This window comes from Staphylococcus sp. FSL K6-0223 (genome assembly GCF_038008285.1).
Window position 1 is genome coordinate 1761840 of sequence record NZ_JBBOYX010000001.1, and the last position, 24157, is coordinate 1785996.

17 protein-coding genes are annotated in these 24157 nt (G+C 31.7%); 4 read left to right on the top strand and 13 right to left on the bottom strand.

The genetic code is table 11. The features are described from left to right. Positions 1–15 precede the first annotated feature (15 nt). From MHI13_RS08750 to opp3b, 4 genes are read right to left on the bottom strand one after another with little or no spacing between them, the layout of a single operon-like run. A complete protein-coding gene (locus tag MHI13_RS08750) occupies positions 16–966 on the bottom strand; it encodes an ABC transporter ATP-binding protein (RefSeq protein ID WP_019835659.1) in 951 nt (316 codons plus the stop codon). Beyond that, complete coding sequence (locus tag MHI13_RS08755; RefSeq protein WP_019835660.1) at positions 953–2038, bottom strand: ABC transporter ATP-binding protein; 1086 nt, start codon at positions 2036–2038, stop codon at positions 953–955. Before MHI13_RS08755 ends, MHI13_RS08750 begins: the two co-directional genes overlap by 14 nt. 17 nt (positions 2039–2055) lie before the next feature. Then, positions 2056–3120 carry an oligopeptide ABC transporter permease gene (gene opp3C, locus MHI13_RS08760; RefSeq protein WP_048761203.1) on the bottom strand — a complete coding sequence of 355 codons (1065 nt, stop codon included), beginning with the start codon at positions 3118–3120 and terminating at the stop codon, positions 2056–2058. Next, positions 3120–4046, bottom strand: coding sequence for an oligopeptide ABC transporter permease (gene opp3b / locus MHI13_RS08765; RefSeq protein ID WP_017175826.1), 927 nt, complete (start codon positions 4044–4046; stop codon positions 3120–3122). The genes opp3C and opp3b overlap by 1 nt, the downstream gene beginning before the upstream one ends. 231 nt (positions 4047–4277) lie before the next feature. Between opp3b and MHI13_RS08770 the strand changes: the two genes are divergently transcribed. Continuing rightward, positions 4278–4655, top strand: coding sequence for a DUF3899 domain-containing protein (locus tag MHI13_RS08770; protein ID WP_054105355.1), 378 nt, complete (start codon positions 4278–4280; stop codon positions 4653–4655). 52 nt (positions 4656–4707) lie between these two features. Here the strand turns inward: MHI13_RS08770 and fabF are convergent, their stop codons facing one another. Beyond that, positions 4708–5952 carry a beta-ketoacyl-ACP synthase II gene (fabF, locus tag MHI13_RS08775; protein WP_049382334.1) on the bottom strand — a complete coding sequence of 415 codons (1245 nt, stop codon included), beginning with the start codon at positions 5950–5952 and terminating at the stop codon, positions 4708–4710. Between the two features lie 13 nt (positions 5953–5965). After that, a complete protein-coding gene (locus tag MHI13_RS08780; protein ID WP_017175829.1) occupies positions 5966–6907 on the bottom strand; it encodes a beta-ketoacyl-ACP synthase III in 942 nt (313 codons plus the stop codon). 225 nt (positions 6908–7132) lie between these two features. Between MHI13_RS08780 and MHI13_RS08785 the strand changes: the two genes are divergently transcribed. Beyond that, positions 7133–7333 (top strand): DUF2929 family protein, encoded by a 201-nt coding sequence (locus MHI13_RS08785; protein ID WP_017175830.1) that lies wholly within the window; start codon positions 7133–7135, stop codon positions 7331–7333. Between the two features lie 101 nt (positions 7334–7434). On the opposite strand, the gene clpB is transcribed toward MHI13_RS08785, so the two are convergent. The 3 genes from clpB to MHI13_RS08800 all read right to left on the bottom strand — a co-directional run bounded on the left by clpB (position 7435) and on the right by MHI13_RS08800 (position 12944). Beyond that, positions 7435–10044 carry an ATP-dependent chaperone ClpB gene (gene clpB, locus MHI13_RS08790; RefSeq protein WP_070548390.1) on the bottom strand — a complete coding sequence of 870 codons (2610 nt, stop codon included), beginning with the start codon at positions 10042–10044 and terminating at the stop codon, positions 7435–7437. 291 nt (positions 10045–10335) lie between these two features. Then, complete coding sequence (locus MHI13_RS08795) at positions 10336–12150, bottom strand: acyltransferase family protein (protein ID WP_017175832.1); 1815 nt, start codon at positions 12148–12150, stop codon at positions 10336–10338. Between the two features lie 485 nt (positions 12151–12635). Then, positions 12636–12944, bottom strand: a complete 309-nt coding sequence (locus MHI13_RS08800) for a metal-sulfur cluster assembly factor (protein ID WP_002448080.1) — start codon at positions 12942–12944, stop codon at positions 12636–12638. 119 nt (positions 12945–13063) lie between these two features. Here MHI13_RS08800 and MHI13_RS08805 point away from each other — a divergent pair, with 119 nt between their 5' ends. After that, a complete protein-coding gene (locus tag MHI13_RS08805; protein WP_070508349.1) occupies positions 13064–13885 on the top strand; it encodes a Cof-type HAD-IIB family hydrolase in 822 nt (273 codons plus the stop codon). Between the two features lie 82 nt (positions 13886–13967). Beyond that, positions 13968–15290 (top strand): CoA-disulfide reductase, encoded by a 1323-nt coding sequence (locus MHI13_RS08810; protein ID WP_061544377.1) that lies wholly within the window; start codon positions 13968–13970, stop codon positions 15288–15290. A gap of 40 nt (positions 15291–15330) precedes the next feature. Here the strand turns inward: MHI13_RS08810 and MHI13_RS08815 are convergent, their stop codons facing one another. From MHI13_RS08815 to addB, 4 genes are all read right to left on the bottom strand, one after another. After that, positions 15331–15732 (bottom strand): YisL family protein, encoded by a 402-nt coding sequence (locus MHI13_RS08815; RefSeq protein ID WP_017175835.1) that lies wholly within the window; start codon positions 15730–15732, stop codon positions 15331–15333. Positions 15733–15861: 129 nt separating this feature from the next. After that, positions 15862–16764 carry a fumarylacetoacetate hydrolase family protein gene (locus MHI13_RS08820; RefSeq protein ID WP_017175836.1) on the bottom strand — a complete coding sequence of 301 codons (903 nt, stop codon included), beginning with the start codon at positions 16762–16764 and terminating at the stop codon, positions 15862–15864. A gap of 121 nt (positions 16765–16885) precedes the next feature. Further along, entirely contained in the window at positions 16886–20551 is a 3666-nt protein-coding gene (gene addA / locus MHI13_RS08825) for a helicase-exonuclease AddAB subunit AddA (RefSeq protein ID WP_049379474.1), read from the bottom strand. Beyond that, a complete protein-coding gene (addB, locus tag MHI13_RS08830; protein ID WP_070548395.1) occupies positions 20544–24032 on the bottom strand; it encodes a helicase-exonuclease AddAB subunit AddB in 3489 nt (1162 codons plus the stop codon). The genes addA and addB overlap by 8 nt, the downstream gene beginning before the upstream one ends. Positions 24033–24157 lie beyond the last annotated feature (125 nt).

The following is a 24157-nucleotide window of genomic DNA, read 5'->3' on the forward strand; positions in this document are numbered from 1 at the left end:
CTCCCTTCCTCAGACTTAATTATGTTGAAGATGAGTTTGATCTTGTTCTTTTAAACGTACTGCTTCTTCATCTGTTACAAAAACGTAATGATTAGGTCTAATTTCTTGCAGTCTACGTTCTGCATTTTTAGATTCATCTTCTTCATACACAATTCGTTTTCTTGTTCTTTCACTATCAGGATCAGGTTGAGGGATAGCAGATAATAGTGATTTAGTATAATCATGTAAAGGATGATAATAAATTTCGTCAGACGATCCTAATTCTACAATTTTTCCAAAATGCATTACTGCTATACGATCAGAAATATATTTGACCATTGATAAATCATGGGCAATAAATAAGAAAGTAATACCTCGTTCTTTTTGTAATTTCAGCATTAAATTTACTACTTGAGCTTGAATAGAAACATCTAATGCAGAAATTGGCTCATCTGCAATAATAAACTCAGGTTCTACAGCTAAAGCACGAGCAATTCCTATACGTTGACGTTGTCCACCAGAGAACTCGTGAGGGTAACGGTTCGCATGTTCTTTACTTAAACCTACTGTTTCTAGCAAATCATATACTCGACGTTTACGATCTTTTTTATCACTTGCTAACTTATGAATATCAATACCTTCTGCTACAATATCCATGACTTTTAGACGAGGATTTAAAGAAGCATATGGATCTTGAAAAATCATTTGAATTTTCTTATTAAATTTTAATAAATCTTTTCTTTTAGCAATCTTCTGAATATCTTGTCCTTCATAAAGAATTTCACCATCAGTAATATCATTTAATTTAATAATCGCTTTTCCAGTCGTAGATTTTCCACATCCAGATTCTCCTACTAATCCTAATGTTTCCCCTTTATAAATATTAAATGAAATATCTTCTATTGCTCTAACTTCATTACGTTTACCTTCATTAAAATACTGCTTTAAGTTTTTAATTTCTAATAATATTTCTTTATTCTTCTCCATCGAACGACACCCTTTCTACTCGACGTGGCTTGTCGTAATTATTAGGCATTTGACGTTGTCTCTTTTGTACCATCTCTGGCGGTTCAACTTTTGGAGCGCGTTCGTCTAATAACCATGATTTTACATAATGAGTAGGTGATATTTTAAACCATGGTGGAACTTCTTTAAAGTCAATGTCTAGTGCATATTGACTACGTCTTGCAAATGCATCACCCTTTGGTGGATGTAATAAATCAGGCGGAGTACCTGGAATTGCAATTAATTCTGTCTCGTTACTTGTTGTTAAATCAGGCATTGAAGATAATAATCCCCATGTATATGGATGTTTTGGATCATAAAAGATTTCATCGACATTTCCAGTCTCAATCATTTGCCCTCCATACATAACAGCCACTCTATCAGCCACATTTGCTACTACCCCTAAGTCATGTGTAATAAAAATAATAGATGTTTCAATTTTTTGTTGTAATTCTTTCATTAAATCTAAAATCTGTGCTTGCATTGTTACATCAAGTGCTGTCGTTGGTTCATCTGCAATTAAAATTTTAGGTTCGCATGCCAAGGCAGTTGCAATAACAATTCTTTGACGTTGACCCCCAGAGAATTGATGAGGATATGCTTTAAATCTTTTTTCTGCATTAGGTAGTCCTACTAAATTTAAAATCTCAAGTGCACGTTTTTTAGCTTCAGATTTACTATAATGACGATGTTTTATTAAAGGTTCCATAACTTGCTTACCAATTTGCATCGTAGGATTTAATGACGTCATAGGATCTTGAAATATCATAGAAATATCTTTACCACGAAGTTTGTTTAATTCTTTTTCAGATTTAATTGCTAAATCTTCCCCTAAAAAATTAATTGTCCCTTTTTTAATTCTCCCTGTATCACCCTGAAACAATTTTGTAATTGCTTTTGTTGTTACAGATTTGCCAGAACCTGATTCTCCGACAATCGCTAATGTTTCCCCTTTATTTAAAAAGAAATCTACTCCTCTAACCGCTTGCACTTCCCCAGCAGTAATATCAAAGGAAACATGCAAGTTGTTGACTTCTAACACTCTTTCTGACATAGATTTTGCCTCCTTTGTTATTTACGCATTTTTGGATCAAATGCATCGCGTAATCCGTCACTAAATAAGTAAAAGAATAAAATTAATAAACTTAATACTGTAGCTGGAATAAATAATTCGTGTGGGTGTATTAACAACATTGCTCGTCCATCATTTACGAGTGAACCAAGTGATGTTTTCGGTGCAGGCACCCCTATACCAATAAAGCTTAAAAATGCTTCGAAGAAAATTGCACTTGGTACAGTAAACATAGATGTTACTACAATGGCACCTAGTGTATTCGGTAAAATATGTTTAAAAATTAATTTAAATTTTGAAGCCCCTAATGTTCTTGAAGCCATTACAAATTCTTGACTTTTTAGTTTTAAAAATTCACCACGCACTACTCTACTCATACCTAACCATCCGGTGATAGACATAGCTAAAATAATCGTCCAAATAGATGGTTCAAATATCAATACAAATAAAATAACAATAATAAGGTTAGGAATAGATGCTATAATTTCTAAAATACGTTGCATCACATTATCAACACGTCCCCCAAAAAATCCTGAAATAGCACCATAAACGACTCCTATAAAGATATCTAGTGCAGCAGCTACAATGCCAATAAATAATGAAATTTGAGCACCTTTCCATGTTCTAGTCCAAAGATCACGACCTAATTGGTCTGTACCAAACCAAAAATTTTCTTTCACGCCCGCTTCTTTATAAGCGCTCTTACCATCTGCCCCTGTTCCATCAAAAGGTAAAAAGTGTACTTGATCTAGTACTGGAATTTTAGCAGGTAAATTTCGTCTAGTAACATCTTGTTCAGCATAGTCATGTTTACTAAATGCTGGTCCTAAAAATGCAAGAATGACAATTAAAATGAGTCCAATCAAACCGACAATAGCTAGTTTATTTCTTTTCAACTGTGTCCAAGCATCTTGCCAGAAGTTTTTACTTTCACGTTGTATTTCTGGTTCTTTATTTAAATCGAGTTCTCTAATAACAAAATCCGTCCCAACCGCTCCCTCAGAGGTATGTGACATCGCTGCATTTGAATGGTCATCAAATGGTTTATTAAAATTTTCAGGCATTATTTTTTACCTCCTTGTACACGGATTCTTGGATCAATTACACCATAAAGAATATCTACGATAAAAATTGAAACGATAAATAATGTACTAAATAAAATTGTAGTAGCCATAATAACTGAGAAATCATTTGTTGTAATCGATCTAACGAATTGGTCCCCTAAACCAGGTACACCAAAGATATTTTCAATAGTTAAAGTCCCTGTTAAAATACCGGCTAACATTGGAACAATAATTGTAATAATAGGAATTAATGCATTTCTTAATGCATGTCCAAAAAGGACTCTTATCGGAGAGTTACCTTTAGCTCTTGCTAATAATATGTAATCAGAACTTAGTACCTCTATCATTTCAGCTCGAATATAACGAGCTACTGTGGCCATTACACTTGCTGATAATGCTAAGGAAGGCAATACTGCTGTTGAAAATCCTTCCCATCCTGCCACTGGAAACCATCTTAAACGTACTGCAAAAACGTATTGTAATAGTACTGCTAAGACGAATGAAGGTACTGATACTGCTATAACTGAAATAACAGTAGTTGTATAGTCTACCCAAGTGTTTTGTTTCGTAGCAGCAGCTACACCTAAAATTAAACCTAAAATCACTCCAATAATCATTGCAGTAATACCCATTTCCATAGAAGGAATCAATCTCGGTTTAATTAATGACCAAACTGGTTGATTATGATATTGGAACGAATAGCCAAAATCTCCAGTTACTACATTTTTTAAATAATGAAGATATTGCACTGCTACTGGATCATTTAATCCATATTTTTCGTTTAAAATTGCTTTTTGTTCAGCACTTAATTTAGCATCATTAAATGGTGATCCAGGCATCATTTTCATTAAGAAAAATGTAATTGTGATGATAATAAATAACGATAAAACCATATATCCCAAACGTTTTAATATATATCGCGTCATCATATAGTCCCCCTTTACTAAATATTCAAAATTAACATTCCCTTCAAAATTTTCAGAAATATTTATACATATTATATATACTATTTTCATAAAATTGCAATATAATTTTACATTTTCTTAATATAAGTGTAATTTTTATATATATTATTTAAAAGAATATAAATTTTAGATTTTATTTATAGTAAGTTTACAGTAAATTAGACTATATAGATAAAAAAGTCGGAGGTATACATGAACAATATTAAAACTTGGTTTATATGGCTCTTTTTGCCACTCATATGTACTTTTTTACTTTGGATGTTCGTAACTCAATATTCGTTTGTCTCATTTATTAATATCTTATTTTATATATCACTTGTATTATTTATATTGTTATTTTTAATTCTCCTTGTACAAGAAGGTATATTTGATGCTACAAGTTTTGGTTTTAGACGCATGCGTTATCAACTCGCTTCTCGCTCTAAGAAAAAAACTTTAGAGAACGATGACTTTTTCAATCCAAAACAAGTAAAAAAAGAGCATTATACCATTTCAACATGGTTACTACCTGCTCTAATACTATGTGCATTTTACTTCATTTTGACTATTCTCATTTCACTTTTTCTATAATATAAGAAAACCATGCATCTTATTGCATGGTTTTCTACTCTTAACTTAATTTTTAATCTTTAAACTTTTTAAATACTAATACTGCGTTATGCCCACCGAAACCTAGACTATTACTCATTGCATATTCAATTTCTAAATCTTGTGCTTCATTTGGAACAATATCTAAGTCACATTCTGGATCTGGTGAATCTGCATGAATCGTCGGTGCAACTTTAGAGTCACGAATAGATAATGCAGAGAAAATTGCTTCAATTCCCCCAGTAGCACCTAATAAATGTCCTGTCATCGATTTAGTTGAGCTAATTTTTAAGTTTTTAGCTGCATCTCCAAATGTATTTTTAATCGCTTTAATTTCATACAAGTCACCTACTGGCGTACTTGTACCATGTGCATTTAAGTATTGAATATCTTTAGCTTCAATACCTGCATCATCTAAAGCCGCTTGCATTGCACGAGAACCACCTTCGCCTTCAGGTGCTGGTGCAGTAATGTGATAAGCATCTCCAGTTGAACCATATCCTACAATTTCAGCGTAAATTTGTGCGCCACGTGCTTGTGCTGATTCTAATGATTCAATGACTAAGATACCAGCGCCTTCACCCATGATAAATCCGTCACGTCCTTCTTGGAAAGGACGACATGCTGTTTCTTTATCATCGTTTGTTGATAATGCACGACTTGCACTGAATCCTGCAAGTGCCATATGCGTAATAGGTGCTTCAGTACCACCAGTAATCATAGCATCAGCAGCACCTCTTTGAATGATTTTAAATGCTTCACCGATAGAATTTGTACCTGTTGCGCAAGCAGTAACAGTTGAACCATTAGGTCCTTTTGCACCTAAATCAATTGAAACTTGCCCAGTAGCCATGTCAGGAATAAGCATTGGAACAAAGAAAGGACTAACTCTTCTTGGTCCCTTATTCTTCAGTATTGTATGTGCAACTTCAAATGTTTCCATTCCCCCAATACCTGAACCAATCCAAACACCGATACGATTAGCATTATCATCATTGATAGTTAAATTAGCATCTTCTACAGCTTGTCTTGCCGCTACTACTGCATATTGTGTAAAACGATCCATGCGACGCGCATCTTTTTTCGAAATATGATCTTCAATATTAAAGTCTTTTAATTCACCTGCTAAGTGAACGTTATATTCTTCAGTATCAACGCGTGTAATTGTATCAATTCCATTGACACCTTTTAAGGCATTTTCCCAATTTGTTTGGGCATCGTTTCCAATAGGTGATAATGCACCCATACCAGTAATTACCACTCTTTTGTTTTCAGTCATACATTAAATCCTCCTATTTACCCCATTTGATTACCATAGCGCCCCAGGTTAGGCCGCCACCGAAACCTACGAGTACTAAAGTGTCATCATCTTTAATTCTTCCGTTTTCTAACTCTTGTTGAATACTTAAAGGAATCGAAGCAGCTGACGTGTTTCCAAAACGGTTAACTGAAACACTCATTTTTTCTCTTTCAATACCCAATCTTTCACGTGCTGATTCCATAATTCTGATATTTGCTTGATGTGGTATAAACATATCAATATCATCAGATTCTAAACCCGCTTTTTCAACTACACGTGTAGACGCTTCGCCCATAATTCTTACAGCGAATTTAAAAACTTCGCGTCCATTCATTACTAGTTTACCAGTCTCTTTATTTAAATATAAATATTTTCCACCTGACCCATCTGAGCCTATTTCATAGCTAATAATACCTCGTCCTTCTGAGACTTCACCAATTACTACTGCACCTGCACCGTCTCCAAATAGTACAGCAGTTGAACGATCAGTTAAGTCAGTGATTTTGGATAATTTATCCGCACCCACTACTAAAATATTTTTATAGTCTCCAGATTGAACATATTGTTTTGCAGTAATCATTGAATACATGAAACCTGAGCATGCAGCAAGTTGATCCATAGTAGGCACTTTACCAGTACCTAATTTTTCTTGTAGTATATTAGCTACAGATGGAAATGGCATATCTCCAGTTGCTGTAGCTACAATAATCATATCTATATCATTCGGTTTAATACCAGCATCTTCAATTGCTTTCTTACTTGCTTCATATGCTAAATCTGACGTATCTTGGTCGTCACGAGACCAACGTCTTTCTTTAATGCCAGTCATTTTTGAAATCCATTCATCAGACGTATCTAAAAAACCTTCAAAATAGGCGTTATCGACTACTCTCTCAGGTGCATAAGCACCAAAACCTTTTATACCTACGTTCATGAACGTACACCTTCTCACTTCATTTTTTAATACCAGGTATTAATTTAACATACTTTTTAAATCTAACTCAAGTAGTTACACTTTATTAGACGATTTTGTTAAACAGTCACGAGCCAATAATTCATATAAAAAATGGCACAAATTTTTATACATTCTCTACTAATACTATACAAATAATTCACTTTACTTTAAAATGATAATATATATAAATTGGAGGTCATATATATGAAATACCTCGTAACTTTTATTTGGGCGTTAATCTTAACACAAATGGTTAACTTTGTACTTAATAGTTTAAATGGTGGCGGCAGTTTAGATGTGATTAAACCAATTATTATTGCAATCATCATTACTATTGCTATTGCCATTTTAGGTGCTATGATTAAACCTAATGATTTCGCTCGTAAAGGGAATAGAGACGTCTAAATGGTATTGTATTACGTGTTTGGAGTAATATAACGCTCTTAACAAGTTTAATAATAAGAAAAGGCATTGGAAAGCTTTGCTTTCCAATGCCTTTTTATATACTATTCAGCTGAAGATTTTTGTACATCAAATGTTAATTCTTGACTATCGTTAAGATCAACATTTACTTTTGTACCTTCTGGCATATTTTCTTTAATCATCATACGAGCAAGTGGTGTTTCAATTTGACGTTGTACAAAACGTTTAAGTGGTCTAGCACCAAATTGTGGTTCGTATGCTTCTTCACCTAACCATTTTTTAGCTTCGTCTGATACTTCAATTGAAATACGTTGATCCATTAATCGAATATTTAATTGAGTTAAAATTTTATCTACAATCATACTCATATCATTTATAGATAATGGTTTAAATAATACAATATCATCCATACGGTTTAAGATTTCTGGTTTAAAGAATGCATGTAAACTATCCATAACTGCTTTTTCAGTGCTTTCAGTAATTTCACCAGAATCTTTAACATTTTCTAATAATATTTGTGAACCAATATTACTTGTCATGATAATAATTGTATTTTTGAAATCTACGCTACGACCTTTAGAATCAGTTAAACGTCCTTCATCTAAAATTTGAAGTAACACGTTGAATACATCACTATGTGCTTTTTCAACCTCGTCGAGTAGAATAACTGAATATGGGTTACGTCTTACCGCTTCAGTTAATTGACCACCTTCATCATGGCCTACATAACCAGGAGGCGCACCAATTAATCTAGAAACAGAATGTTTTTCCATATATTCACTCATGTCAATACGAATCATATGTTTTTCAGAGTCGAATAATGATGAAGCGAGTGATTTAGCTAACTCTGTTTTACCTACACCAGTTGGACCTAAGAATAAGAAACTACCTATTGGACGATTAGGATCTTTTATACCTGCACGTGCTCTCACTACAGCATCTGACACAAGATCAACCGCTTTATCTTGCCCTACGACACGTTCATGTAAGATATCACTTAAGTTTAATAATTTTTCTCTTTCTGTTTCGACTAATTTAGAAACTGGAATACCTGTCCATTGGCTTACAATATCTCCAATTTCCTCATCAGAAACAACTTCGCGAATCATGCGTTCATTATCGCCTTGTTCATCATGGAAAGCTTCTTCGTATTCTTTTAATTCTTTTTCTAATTGTGGAATCGTACCATATTGTAATTCTGCTGCTTTTTCATAATTACTTTCTGTTTGCGCATCTTCTAAAGCTTGACGACTACGATCTAATTCAGCACGTTTTTCTTGAACTTTCGCGATTTTTTCTTTTTCTTGTTCTACACGAGATTGTAATGACGCTTGTTTTTCTTTTTCATTTGAAAGTTCTTCTTGTAATTCTTCTAATCGATGTTTACTTGCATTATCTGATTCATTTTTTAATGCACTTTCTTCAATTTCTAATTGCATAACACGGCGATTAACTTGGTCTAATTCAGTTGGATTTGATCCCATTTCTGTTCGGATAGTTGCACAAGCTTGGTCGACTAAATCAATTGCTTTATCTGGTAAAAATCGATCAGTAATATAACGATCTGATAATTCTGCTGCTGCTACTAAAGCACGGTCTTGAATACGCACACCATGATAAACTTCATAGCGTTCTTTTAAACCACGTAAGATTGAAATTGTATCTTCTACGTCAGGTTCACTTACACCTACTTTTTGGAATCGACGTTCTAAGGCTGAATCTTTTTCAATATATTCTCTATATTCATTTAATGTTGTAGCACCGATACAATGCAATTCACCACGAGCTAACATTGGTTTTAACATATTACCAGCATCCATTGCACCATCTGTTTTACCAGCACCAACTAACATGTGAATTTCATCGATAAATAGGATAATACGTCCATCTGATTCTTTCACTTCTTTAAGTACTGCTTTAAGACGTTCTTCAAATTCGCCTCTAAATTTTGCACCTGCAACTAATGCACTTAAATCTAATTCAAAAATAGTTTTATCTAGCAATGATTCCGGCACATCTTTACGTACAATACGTTGTGCTAACCCTTCTACAATTGCAGTTTTACCTACACCAGGCTCTCCAATTAATACTGGGTTATTTTTAGTTTTACGGCTTAAAATTCGAATGGTATTACGGATTTCTTCATCTCTACCAATAACTGGATCCATTTTGCCTTGGCGAACTTCTTCTACTAAATCTCTACCATATTTCTCTAAAGCTTCATAATTTACTTCTGGATTTTGTGAAGTCACATGATTTCCCCCTCTAACTTTAGTAATAATTTCTTTGACTATTTCTTCTTTATTTCCTACAAATTGTTGTGTTGTTTCATCAATGTCCATAGCAGCACGTAAAATATGTTCCATTGAGATATATTCATCTTCATATTCTTTCATATATGACTCAGCTTTATTTAATAATTCGTTTGCTTTTGAGCCAATATATTGTCCATATTGAACATTATCACCTTGTACTGATGGATAGTGTTTCAATTTTTCACTATACGCTTGATTTAATTGATCAGTGTCTATATTTGCACGTTCTAAAATACTTTTAAACAAGCTTTCGTCTTCTTCTAAAGTTCCTTTTAGTATTGCTTCAATTTCAATATTTTGTAATTCATTTTCTTTACTTAATTCAATTGCTTTTTGCAAAGCTTCTTGTACTTTATAAGTCATTTGATTGATATCCAAATGTATTCACCCCTACTTTTTGTATAAGAGTATGGTCAAATACTCCTTCGTTTGACTTTGACTTTCTTTGACCTTAATTACATTATAGACCTTCTTTACTAATTAATCAACACTTTTACTCATCTTTTTAACAATTCAATAAATCCTATCATATCAAGCATTCATTTACGTTTCATTCATTACTTATCATATTACCTTACTATTTAAACATTGTTACCTTAATTTTTTCTTAAATGCTAAAAAAGGATTAACTTTGTGAGCATCCTCAACTAGTTAATCCTTTTTAATTATTTATTTTTTAGTCATATTTTTTAGTATTTCATCCGATAATGCTTGTACCCCACTATGTTCTAAGTGCACACCATCAGATGCAAAATATTCAGTGTGACCGGCAGAACGTTTATACCAGTCTACTAAAACAACATTTTTATGTCGCTTAGCTGCGTCTGAAAGTTGTTTATTTACATTATCTTGCCAGCTTCTCGGTACCCTTGTATTAACTAAATATATTTTAGCTTTACCAAATTTACTAATAAGTTGATCAAGCTCATCTTGAGTAAAATCTCCATTTGTACCAAGTTCTAATACAACTTGATTTGATGGTTTATTATAATTAGTATAATTATTTGCAACTATCAGGGCTTCTTGTAAATGACGACCTACTTTACCATCTATAGTTGCTTTAGGAACTTGAGATTTAAATTCTTCACCAATATCTACCATAACTGAATCGCCAATAAGTAATGGGCTGATATTTGTGTAAACTTTATCTTTATTCTCACTCTTACTTGTTTGTCCATTTAACTTAATATTTTCACCGGGCATCATTTTGACTAAATATTTATCAGCAGTACTTGTATTAAAACTGTTTGCTTTATTTGCAATTTCATCTTTTCCAAATCGATCAAATGCACCCATAAATATTAATAACAATGGAATCACAGCTATGATAGTAACGATTGTTCTTATAAATTTAGGTTTACGTAATCGGTCAAAAGAAAATGCACTTAATCCTTCACGTCTAAATGGTGTTTCAATATAACGATAAGATAATTCCGCAAACACCACAGTTAATAGTATATCTAAGATATATACATATATTGGTAACTGACCATCAACAAAATGTATATGTAGAAAACTAATGACGGCGAAATGCCATAAGTATAAACTATATGAACGTTTTCCGATATACACTAACAAAGGATGTCCTAAAAATTTAGCAATCATTGTAGATGGGTGAACGACACTTGCAATAACAAATAATGTCACTAAAGATATCAAATAAAACCCACCATTGTATATCCAATCACTATCGTCATTAACTGTAAAGAATAAAATAATTAAGATAAGTAGGCTACCTATACCAATACCATCTATTGCACGACGTAATCGTTGTGGTGGATTAGCTTTTAATTTAAATGGTGGCCAAACAAATGCTAATATGACGCCTAATAATAATGTTTGTAAACGAGTATCTGTACCAAAATAAACACGTGAATATCCCACATTTGGTTGTGATATAATGACCATTTCTAATAAAGAGGCCAATGATACTATCCAAAATATAAGTGTCACATTACGATATTTTTTAATCGTAAGTAATAATATCACTAAAACGAATGGGAAAAATAAATAAAATTGTTCTTCGATAGCAAGAGACCATAAATGTTTAAGAGGCATGAATGAAAATTGTTCAAAATAGTTAACATCTTTAGCGATATACCACCAATTTGAAACATAAAATAACGCCGCAATAATATCATGTTTAACTCTAATAATTTGTTGAGGTTCAAATAATAAGGTCGCAATACCTACTGTTATTAATAAAGCTATCACCGCTGGCAGTAGACGTTTTATGCGTCTAATCCAAAATTGTTTAAGATTAATAATTCCTTTTTCTTCATACTCTCTCAAAAGTAAACTTGTAATTAAGTATCCTGAAATGACGAAGAAAGTATCTACGCCAATAAAACCTCCAGTTAGCCACTTTCTATTCAAATGATATATAATGATGCCTAATACGGCAATTGCTCTTAGACCATCTAAACCAGGCATATAGCGCATTTTTATTTTATCATGAACGCCCTTTTCTAAATTTTGTTTCATTGTTCACATTCTTTCCCTATTAAATAATAAATTTTCAATAAATTCATTAGATATAAAAGCACTAAAATCAGAATAACAATAAAGTTAATTATAGAAATTTGTATGTATGATTGGTCATTCTATAGTCTATGAATTTAATATACTGTATAATATGATTCTGTGTTTTATACTAAGTTGACTGAAAATTTGATATACAATTAAATAAAATATAAATTCATTTTCATTGATTAATTCTTAATTGTTGAAAATTATACTTTTCTTAAGATATAAGTCTTATGTATTGTAGTATAACCTAGAAGTAAATTCAATTTATATTACAATTGTGTCATTTCTTTTTTACTCATTTAAAAATAAAATTGTCACATTCTTATATATTAAAAAAGAGAGTAGAAGAAAAATTCATCCCCTACTCTCTATTAAATATTATATGAAGCTCTTCATAATAAAGAGCTTCATACAATTAATGCTGTTGAGCTCACTTAAATTTATCCAACGCCTAATGCGATTTTTGCATATCTAGACATCATATCTTTATTCCATGGCGGATTCCAAACAATATTAACTTCTGTATCTTGAATCTCTGGAATTTCGGCTAATACTGTCTTAATTTGATCGATGATTTGTGGTCCAAGTGGACAGCCCATAGATGTAAGTGTCATTTCTACAGTACATAATCCTTCATCATCAACATTTACTTTATATACTAAACCTAAATTAACAATGTCTATACCTAATTCAGGGTCAATTACCATTTCCAAAGCGCCAAGGATACTATCTTTTAATGCTTCTTCCATTAGTATCACCTCTCAATAATTATCTTTACACTAATATATCAAATATCCGACAAAACGCCAATAAAATGCTATGATACAAATAAACTAATATTTATGAACTGTAATGCAAGGAGATATTTATGAAACCTTATTTAATTTGTTTAGATTTAGATGGAACATTATTAAATGATAATAAAGAAATTAGTGATTATACAAAAAAAGTTTTAACTTCCTTACAAAAACAAGGTCATTACTTGATGATTGCAACTGGACGTCCTTATCGTGCAAGCCAAATATATTATCATGAACTTAATATGAATACACCTATTGTTAATTTTAATGGTGCCTACGTTCATCATCCAAAAGCAGATGACTTTGAAACCAAACATGAGGTATTAGATGTAGATATCGCTAGAAGTATTATAGAGGCACTTCAAAAAGCTAATGTTACAAACATTATTGCTGAAGTGAGAGACAGTGTCTTTATCAATGACCATGATCCTCGATTATTTGAAGGTTTTTCAATGGGCAATCCTAAAATCCAAACAGGCAATTTATTAGAAAAACTTGATGAATCTCCAACTTCCATATTAGTGGAAGCTGAAGAAGTAAATATCACACGTATTAAACAAATGTTAACTCGTTTTTATGCTGAAAATATTGAACATCGTCGTTGGGGTGCACCTTTTCCTGTTATTGAAATCGTAAAACGAGGTATTAGTAAAGCTCGTGGCATTGACTATGTTAAATCATATTTAAATATAAATTCTTCTAATATTATTGCATTTGGAGATGAAGATAATGATTTAGAAATGATTAAATATGCTCAATACGGAATTGCTATGGACAATGGTTTAGATGATTTAAAACATATCGCTAATCATATCACTTATTCCAATAACGAAGATGGAATTGGGCGTTACCTAAATGAATTTTTCAAACTAGAAATACCTTATCAATAATAAAAATGAGAGTACTTAAAGTAAGATTCTAAAAATTATAATTGTATCTCACTTGTTTACTTCTTAGTTATGGAGGATATGTATGTCTAAAATTATTATAGTTGGTGCTGTTGCTGGGGGCGCAACATGTGCAAGTCAAATTCGTCGCTTAGATAAAGAAAGCGACATTATCATTTTTGAAAAAGATCGAGATATGAGTTTTGCTAATTGTGGTTTACCTTACTATATTGGACATCTCGTTTCTGATCGTCATCAAATATTGCCTATTACACCAGACATTTTTAAAGAGAAGAAAAATATTGTAGTTAAAACACATCATGAAGTAATTGAAGTAAACGATCAACAACATGTCGTACGTGTATTAAATCATCAAACAGGCGAAACATTCGACGAAACTTATGACAAATTAATCTTAAGTCCTGGCGCTAGTGCGAATACTCTTGGATTTACTAATAATTTTACTTTCACTCTAAGAAATGCAGAAGATATGGACCAAATCGATCAATATATTTCTCGTCATAAAGCTAAGCGAGCATTAGTTGTCGGTGCTGGTTACATTTCATTAGAAGTATTAGAAAACCTTTATCAACGTGGTCTTGATGTGACATGGATTCATCGTTCAGATAAAGTCAATAAATTAATGGACCAAGATATGAATGCAGCCATTTTTAGCGAAATTGATCAAAGAAACATTTCATATAGATTAAATGAAGAAATTGAATCAATTCAAGCGCATACTGTTTATTTTAAATCTGGTATACATGAAGATTTCGATATCATTATTGAAGGTATAGGAACTCATCCTAATTCATCATTTTTACGTTCATCAAATATTCATATAGATAAACAAGGTTTTATTCCTGTTGATGATTGCTTTAAAACAAATATACCTGATATTTATGCTCTAGGTGATGTCATCACCTCACATTATCGCCATGTAAATATGAATGCTCAAGTACCTTTAGCTTGGGGTGCTCATCGTGCAGCAAGTATTATAGCAGAACAACTCTCAGGTAATAAACATATTACATTTAAAGGTTTTCTTGGTTCAAATATTGTAAAATTTTTTGACTACACTTTTGCGAGCGTAGGAATAAAACCTGAAGAATTAAGTCTATTTAATTATGAGATGGTTGAAATTAAGTCTGGTGCACACGCAGGATATTACCCAGGTAATACACCCCTACACTTACGTGTCTATTTTAATAAAGACAATAGACAATTAATACGCGCCGCAGCAGTTGGAAAACAAGGCGCCGATAAACGTATTGATATTTTATCAATGGCTATGATGAATCAACTTACAGTAGATGAATTGGCTGAATTTGAAGTTGCCTATGCGCCTCCTTATAGTCATCCTAAAGATTTAATCAATATGATTGGTTACAAAGCACGCAATATATAAAAAGAATCGTTTGAGTAGACACTCAAACGATTCTTTTTACTTAACTTAAACCGAACATTTTAGATAATGGACCCCATGGTAAGATAATTCCAAGAGCCATAGTAATAATAATTAAAATAATTGTTGCCCAAAATAAGCCATGACTAGGTGCATGTTTTTTTCTTTTAGCTAATGATACTTCCATTAAAGCAACAACACCTAAGCCACATAACATTTTTAAAGTAAGAAGCATGTGGTTGCCACCTTCACCATGACTCGCTGCCATAAACTCTTCAATTAATTCCCAAAATCCTGAGAATATTGTAAGGAGCATAAAGACTCTAAGCCCCATATGTAATGATTTAAAAGTTGGTGTTGGCCCCTGTGATTTTGAAATGTGTAAAAATGCAATAATATATAACACAATGGTTAAAACCCAACTCACAATATGCATATGTAACAAGACTTGATTACCTCCAATATTTATAATCACTTTCTTTTAATTATCATAACATATTTCCACTTTTTAAGTATTAAAATTTAAAAAGGAGAGAAGCCTTAGCTTCTCTCCTTTTAAACATAACTAGCATTATTATTTGGCAATATAAGTTGTCAAAGTACCAATGTTATCAATAGTTACTTTAACTTCATCACCTGGTTGTAAGAATTTTGGTGGTTGTAATCCAGCTCCTACACCCGCTGGAGTACCGGTTGCAATGATATCACCAGGATGTAAAGCAACATATTTAGAAATTTCTTGAATTAAGTCATCAATTTTATTAATCATTTGACTAGTGTTTCCATCTTGGCGAATTTCATTATTCACTTTAGTGACAATATTAACATTTTCTGGAGTAGGTAATTCATCTTTAGTAACAATATATGGTCCCATTGGGCAACCACCTGTTAAACTTTTAGATAAGAATGCTTGATCTTGTGCATTTTGAGCAGTGCGGTCTGTAATATCATTAATGATAGTATAGCCATAGACATAATCTAATGCTAAGCCTTTAGGAATCTTTTCGCCATATTTACCGATAACAATTCCTAATTCACCTTCGTAATCTAACTGATCTGTAATATCTTTATGATTTGGAATTGTTGCGTTATCACCAGTTAAAGAAGAAGCTGCTTTAGTGAACACATATAAACGTTGCACTTCATGATTTAACTCAGAGGCATGATCTTTATAGTTACGACCAAAAGCAATAACATTATTCGGTGGTGTTACAGGAGGTAAAAATTCAATATCATTAAATGAGAATTTATACTGATCTGCTTTTCCACTATTTTCAACAGCTACTATTGCTTTACGTACTTGTTCTTGGAAATCAAGTGTTTGGTTTTGTTGTAAACCTTCAAGTAACGTTTGTGGATGGAAGTCTCCTTCACCAAATTCAGCAAAAATTTGTTTTAAATCCCATACAGCGTCTTCACGCTTTACTTTAACGCCATATGATTCAGCGTTATTGTATTTGAATGATAAAAATTTCATTCATTATCAACTCCTCATCTATATCTTATTTCATATTATAACTTTAATTATTAATAAATAACAAATATATATGTCTGAAATTTTAGAAATTTGACGCATCTTTTCTAAAATAAGATTGATATTATAAAGCATCTTCAATGCTCATCTCACCGAATTGGAAGAAATATAAATAGCCGTTCACTCTTTTATTTAGTATTGTTTCTAAGGTGTTTTTGTAATATTTCATTTGAATTTTATACTTATCACGTAATTGTATTCCAATCTCTTGATCCGTCAGCCCTCTTCTTCGATTAAAAGCATCTGTTTTGTAATCTACAAAATAATATTGATTATCTTTAATAAAAATCAAATCAATCATACCTTGGATAATGGAGACATCTTCATCTAAATCTGGTATTTCATCTACACGTGCTTGATTAACTACAAATGGTAGCTCTCTGTATACTTCATCAGCTTGTGCAATTTTCATATATAAGTCACTACGAATAAATTCCATAATTCTTTCAAATTGGATATCTTTTTTAGCGTCTTCTTCAATAATGTGTTGATCAATTAACATATGAATATAGTCATCTAACTCTATTTCAGTTAATCGTTGTTCTCTAAATGGAAGATGCTGCATAACGGTATGCATCAATGTACCAATTTCATTAGCTTTACGTTTTCTTTCTTGTCTTAAGAATTTAGGACGTTCATAAGTATAAGCACCAATGCGATATTGTCTTACTCTATCGTAACTTGTTCCATCTTCTTTAGTTTCTAATTGACGTTTTAATTCAGATACAGATTGTTTTGATGGCTTTTGAGTATTTTTTATAAATGGATACTTAAACGTTAATTGATGAATCATTTGTTGTTCGTTTTCTTTATTATTCGGAGCCTCTTCTTCAATATCATTGATAGTTCGATGTAATGTCTCATTTGAATCACTTATTAAAGATAATTCATCAAAATGAATGATTTTCAAATCTACATATGGTTTCAAACTGTCATCTAATTGATTGATAGATGTCTCAAATTGATAATCGGATGTGATAGATTGAGATAAGTGTTTCGCTAAAATACTATATACCAGATTAAAAGGTCGTTCTACTGATAATCTTTTATGAAGTGCAATGAGTTGATTTGAAATAGGCAAACGTTCATACTTTCTTAACTTTTCTTCTTTATCTACCGTTCCGATTAGAATGAGCTGTTCTTTTGCACGAGTTAATGCCACATACATTAAACGCATCTCTTCAGAAATTAATTCTTTTTCTGTTAACGATTTAACAACTACAGATGAAAGTGATGGATAAGAAATATTATCTGTTAAATCATAGTACTCCATTCCTAAACCATATTTTTGATTTAATACTAAAGGTTTCCGAATATCTTCTTTATTAAAATTCTTAGAAAGACCAGAATAAATAACATATGGAAACTCTAAACCTTTACTGCTATGAATTGTCATCATTCGAACTACATTATCATTAGGTCCTATCACATTTTCTTCACCAAAATCTTTTTTACGCTCTATCAATTCATCGATAAATCTTATAAATTGATAAAGTCCTCTAAACGTAGAGTTTTCAAATTCTATTGCTTTATTAAACAATCCAAAAAGATTAGCACGTCTGCCTTTACCACCAATCAGTCCGCTAAAATATTGAATGACATAATGATCATTATAGAACTTATCAATTAACTGATACACAGGATGTGTTTGCCCATAATCTTGATATAAATGTATATCTTCAATAAAACGACGTAATTTATCAACTAATTGTGTGTTAGCTTGATCATATTTTATATAGTGTAAAATTGATTGATAAAAGTAATCATCATTTGAACTGACTACTCGAATTTCAGCAAGTTCATCTTCAGTAAATTGATAAATAACAGAGCGCATTAACCCAACTAGATAAATATCTTGCAATGGGTTATCAATCGTTCTAAGAAACGATAGTACTAGTCGTACTTCCGTTTGTTCAAAATAACCTTCCTTACTATTAACATGGAACGGAATATTATTATCTTTAAATACTTTTTGCAAACGTCTAGCATTACTCATTCCACGTTCTAAAATAACAATATCTTTATAAGTTGCTTTACGATAGGCATTGTTTTTCGCATCGTAAACGAGTTTATTGTCAAGGATATGCTTTACTTGTTCAACTACATAATATGCTTCTTGTTCCTGTCTATCTAAGTCTGTGTCCTCATTTTCAGATTTAATCAGCGCATGTAATTCGAGCGGCATTGGTTTTTCTGGATAATAATGAGCGCCGAAATATAAACGCGCATCGGCATCATAATTAATTTCTCCAACCGCTTCATCCATCATATGATCAAAAAGATAATTAGTCGTTGAAAGTACTTCCTTTCTTGAGCGGAAGTTATTAGATAAGTCAATTCGAAGTCCCGTTTGTTGCCCTTCTTTAGTGAATCGATGATATTTACTCATAAACAATGTAGGATCCGCTTGCCTAAACTTATAAATAGATTGCTTTACGTCTCCCACCATAAATAAGTTGCCATCTAATTCATCACCACGTTTGATAGTAGATATAATTGCCTCTTGTACCTGATTGGTATCTTGATATTCATCAATAAGTATTTCTTCAAATTGATGACGATAATCTTTAGCGATAGTAGAAGGCATCCCGTTTTCATCTGTTAATATTTGTAAAGCAAAATGTTCATAATCTGCAAAATCTAGTACATTTCTACTACGTTTTTTCTTAGCAAAATCATTAATGATATCTTTAATGATTTGAACTAAATATTTTATCCGAGGCGCTAACTGTTTCATATCGTCTTTAAGTTCATCTACTGACCGCATTAAATATTTATTTTTTACATCTTGAATGGTTTCATTATATTCTTTATAGAAAGATTTAATATCTTCAAGTGTCTCTAAATCTTCATTTTCTTTTTTTATTTTTGATGACATTTGTGGAAATTTTTCAGGTGTATGATTAAGAAGTGCATCTCTATTCAAAACACCATCTTCTAATATGCTTTGACATATCATTTTCTCTCTTTGGACAACTTCTAAATGTTTTTCAACAGCATTACAATAGGATAAAAGATTTTCTGCTTCAAGAAGTGAGTCAAATGCTGCTTTCATATATATTTCTGCAAGTATTTTTAATTCTTTAAGGTAGTCTTGTTGCTTCTCATCATTCTCGTAAGGATCAACTAATGAATCTAACCATTTAAATGGTGAAGGATTAGCTATACTAAAATAATAAAATCGCTTTAAAATTTCTCTAAATCCATCGTCATTTCTATCATTTGATAGTTGTTCGACTAAAGTCAAAAATTCAATATCAGGATTTTCATAATGATGTTCTAGTACTTCATCAATTGATTGCTCCAATAAAAGTACGTTTTCTACTTCACTAATCGTTCTAAAATTAGGGTCTAGTTGGATAACATCATAATGTTGTTGAATCACCTTTAAACAAAAACTATGCAGTGTAGAAATTTGAGCTTGATGTATTTTTATACGTTGACTTTTTAAGTGTTCATTCTTAGGATCCTCTAATGAAGCTTGTTGAATACGTTGTTCTACACGATGTTTCATCTCTCTAGCACTTAAGTTCGTAAATGTTACTACAAGTAATTTATCAACATCTACTTCATCTCTTAAGATTTTTTGAATAATACGTTCAACTAGAACAGCTGTTTTTCCTGAGCCAGCAGCTGCTGCAACTAGTACATCTTGTCCTTTTGCATATATACTGTTCCATTGTGCATCCGTCCATTGTGCGTCTTTAGGTTTTATCGGAATATTATTCATTGTCCTCACCGCTTTCTAATTCGACCTCTTGAATTGCTTGAATTGGATTAATCGATTCATCTACATGGCGATAATGTTTACTATCAATAAGGCTATCTACGTGACATACTGACTGGAAACTACAAAATTCACATGGTAATTTGTCTTCAAATTTAAGTGGAGCTACTTCTGTATGACCATCCATAATATTTGAAGCAGTCTCAATAAAATTATTTTTATTGTGTTGAATAAATTTATGAATCGTTGTTTCATCAGCAACTTGGCTTCCCCGTGCACTAATACTTCCATCTTTTTTCAATGTCACAGGTACAATATCTGATTTAGATATCTCGTTAAGTCTTATATCCATAGCATCGATAACTTCAGCATCACTATTGATTAATCCTTTTAATTTATATTCTTTTAGAATAGCTTGATGAATATTTTTCTTATTTAATGCCTCTTCAGTTAAATCGCCCCATTTTTCAAATTTTAAACGTTCATCATGAATGTGGAAATATAACAATCCACCTGGTTTAACCTCTGAACTTAAACCAAGTCGCTCTGAATTTTGTAATACGATATTCATATACGTCATCATTTGCATCTGTTTACCATAATAAACTTTTTTCAAATTTAAATTGGCGCTATGATTAGATGATTTATAATCAATAATATTTACAAAACTTGTATTATTTTTTGTATAAGTATCGATACGATCAATTTGTCCACGAATATGAATCGGAATCCCTTGTGTCGTCATTAAGGGATGTGCAATCAATTCTTCTTCAGTTCTTGGTTTCTTTCTAAAAGCAGTTTCAAAACGTTTTGGTCTAAATTTTGTATTCTCATTTTGATAACGAAGTGCCTTTAAAGTACTTTCAACAATGACACCTATACGTTTAGATACATAACGATAATATGCATTGGAATCCATTAAATTAAATTGCACTTGTGGTAAAACATGTTGTAGAGCTTCTTCTGTAAGTGCATGGATTTTCTGATTATCCAGTTGACTAAATTCTCCGTTTACTTTATCCGAAATATATTTTAAAGCATTATGAAAAATATTACCTAAATCAAAACTTTCAAGTTGATATTTGGTACGTTCATTTAAACGAAGACCGTAAGTAGCATAATGTTGGAACGGGCAATCATTATAACCTTCAAATCGTGAAACACTAGCATTAATAGACGTTCCATATAATGCTTCTGACAATTGTGGTGTGAGTTGAATGGTTTCATTATCATATGTTAATGCTGTTGATAAATAGTTTATACTGTCATTTAATTCTTCATTTTCACTTATAACTTTATAAGCATCAAGCCACGTATCTGCTACCGCTTCTTCTTCCAACCACGATTTCAATGCTTCAAATAAATGAATTTTAGTTTGATGTGGATGTTCCATTAATGTAAGAGGATAAGCATGATGCAGATAATGAATATTTTGGATATCCAAATTACTGAACAATGCTTGAATCTGATTTAAAAATGGACTTTTCTCTTTTTCATCTCCTTGCATCCCCATAAGACTATATGAAAAAGTCATTTGTTCACATGCACGTGTCATAGCAATGTAGCATACAAATGCTTCATCCATTTGTAAGATATCAGAGGTTGGACTTAATTCAACACTTCCCTGTTCCTCTAACAAACGTTTTTCTTCATCAGTGATTAAACTTGAAGATGACATGGACTGTGGCATCACTCCATCATTCATCCCAACCATATAAACATGTTTTTTATTATCAACTTTTGCTAAATCCATAGTCCCTATGCTCACTTGATCCAATGTTTGAGGAATCATTACAAATTCGAGTTGTTCAAGTCCAATGTCAAATACTTCTAAGAATCGATTTAAACTCATTTCTTCTTCTTCAAATACTGTGACTAAATCATCTAGTATTTGTATTAATCCATTCCATAATTGGTCAATTTCTTCTGCTTTCTCATGGTCCCCTTTTAAATCTAGTTCATCACGGTGAGCCATTAAATATTTAGGTAAATCAAAAGCTTCCATTGTTTCATAAAATGCAGTTGCATAATCTCTAACATTTTTAGAGTGAAGCATGGCTTGTTCAAAACGAAGTATTTTATTTACAACATCATCCTTTAAGCGTACGACGTCTTCAAATGCTTCTTTTTCTTCTTCAGTTAATTGATGCGCTTTACGTCCCATTTTTGTAAAATTATCGATATTAAACAATTTATCATCTAACCATTTTTTACCGTAAATACCTCGTTCAATGACAAAGTTTTCTAATAGATCAATTAAGTAACTACTATTTTTAAATTGATGAGATAAAATATTGGTTTTAAATAGTCTCATCATTGGACTAAGCCCCATATTACTTTGGATAACTTCTAATAAAGAACGTATCATTTCCATTATAGGATGATGTGTCATCGATTTTTTAGTATCAATATTATAAGGAATATCGTATTGTGGCAAAATAGATTCAAATAGATAAGCATATGTTTCATCTCTATATAAAATTGCAATATCTTGATATCTAAAGTGTTTATCACGTGTATCTTTAATAATACGTCGTGCTATTTCATTAACTTCTTCTCTCATATTCGATGACTCAAGTAAATCAATATAACCATGTGATTGAGTTGGATTAACTTGAAGTGCGTCAAATTGTTGTTCTAATTGTAATAAATCTTTATTTTTGAAACGATATGGTGTTGTAAAATAATGTTCATTTAAAGGTATATGTAATTCATTTGCAATTTCTTTTAAGTGAATAAGTACGTCAGAAGGTTTTCTAAACATACTAAAGTGATCTTCATTACCATCTGTAGTTAATAATATAGTAACTTGTTTAGCATTTTGTACTAATGCTTTAATAATTTGATATTCAAGTGTTGAAAAGTTATAAAATCCATCTATATAAATATCAGCATGCTTAATCCACTCAGATTTGTGCATTATTTCAATAAAATAATTAAGACTGTCTTCAGCGGTAATAAATTCTCCATTTAATCGTTCTTCAAAATAATGATAAATAAGCGAAATATCTTCTAGTTTATGTCGGGTTCTTGTTTGTAATTCATTATCTTCTAAAAATGAATCAAGTTGATGAGGTGTTACAGAATATTTCTTAAAATCTTGGATTTGTTCACTTAATTTTTCACTAAAACCATAATAATCTGCTTGAGATTGATATAATTTCATTTCTGATTTGTGTTGTTGAACGATATTGAATATCATCATTTCAATAGCTGCTTTAGTTAAACGTGTTTCAGTTAATCCTCCGAGTTCTTGAAAGATTCTATAGCTCAAACGTTCAAAATGTAAAACTTCCGTTCTTAAACTCCCGTTTAACTCTCGATCATTTACGAAAGATTGCTCCAATTGAAACGTACTTTGGGTAGGTGCAATCAAAATGATAGGATCTCCAAGAGGATTTTCTTTCATTTGTTGTTTAATATTTTTAATCATATGATACGATTTACCGGTACCAGCTCTTCCAAGATATGTATTTAATTCCATTATCTACACACTCCTTTAAACTCATTTTACCACGGAACATACGTTCTTAAAAAGTAAAGTAGATAAAATAAAAGTAGAATGTGAATTCACCTGAATTGACATTCTACTTTCATTTTTAAATTGAT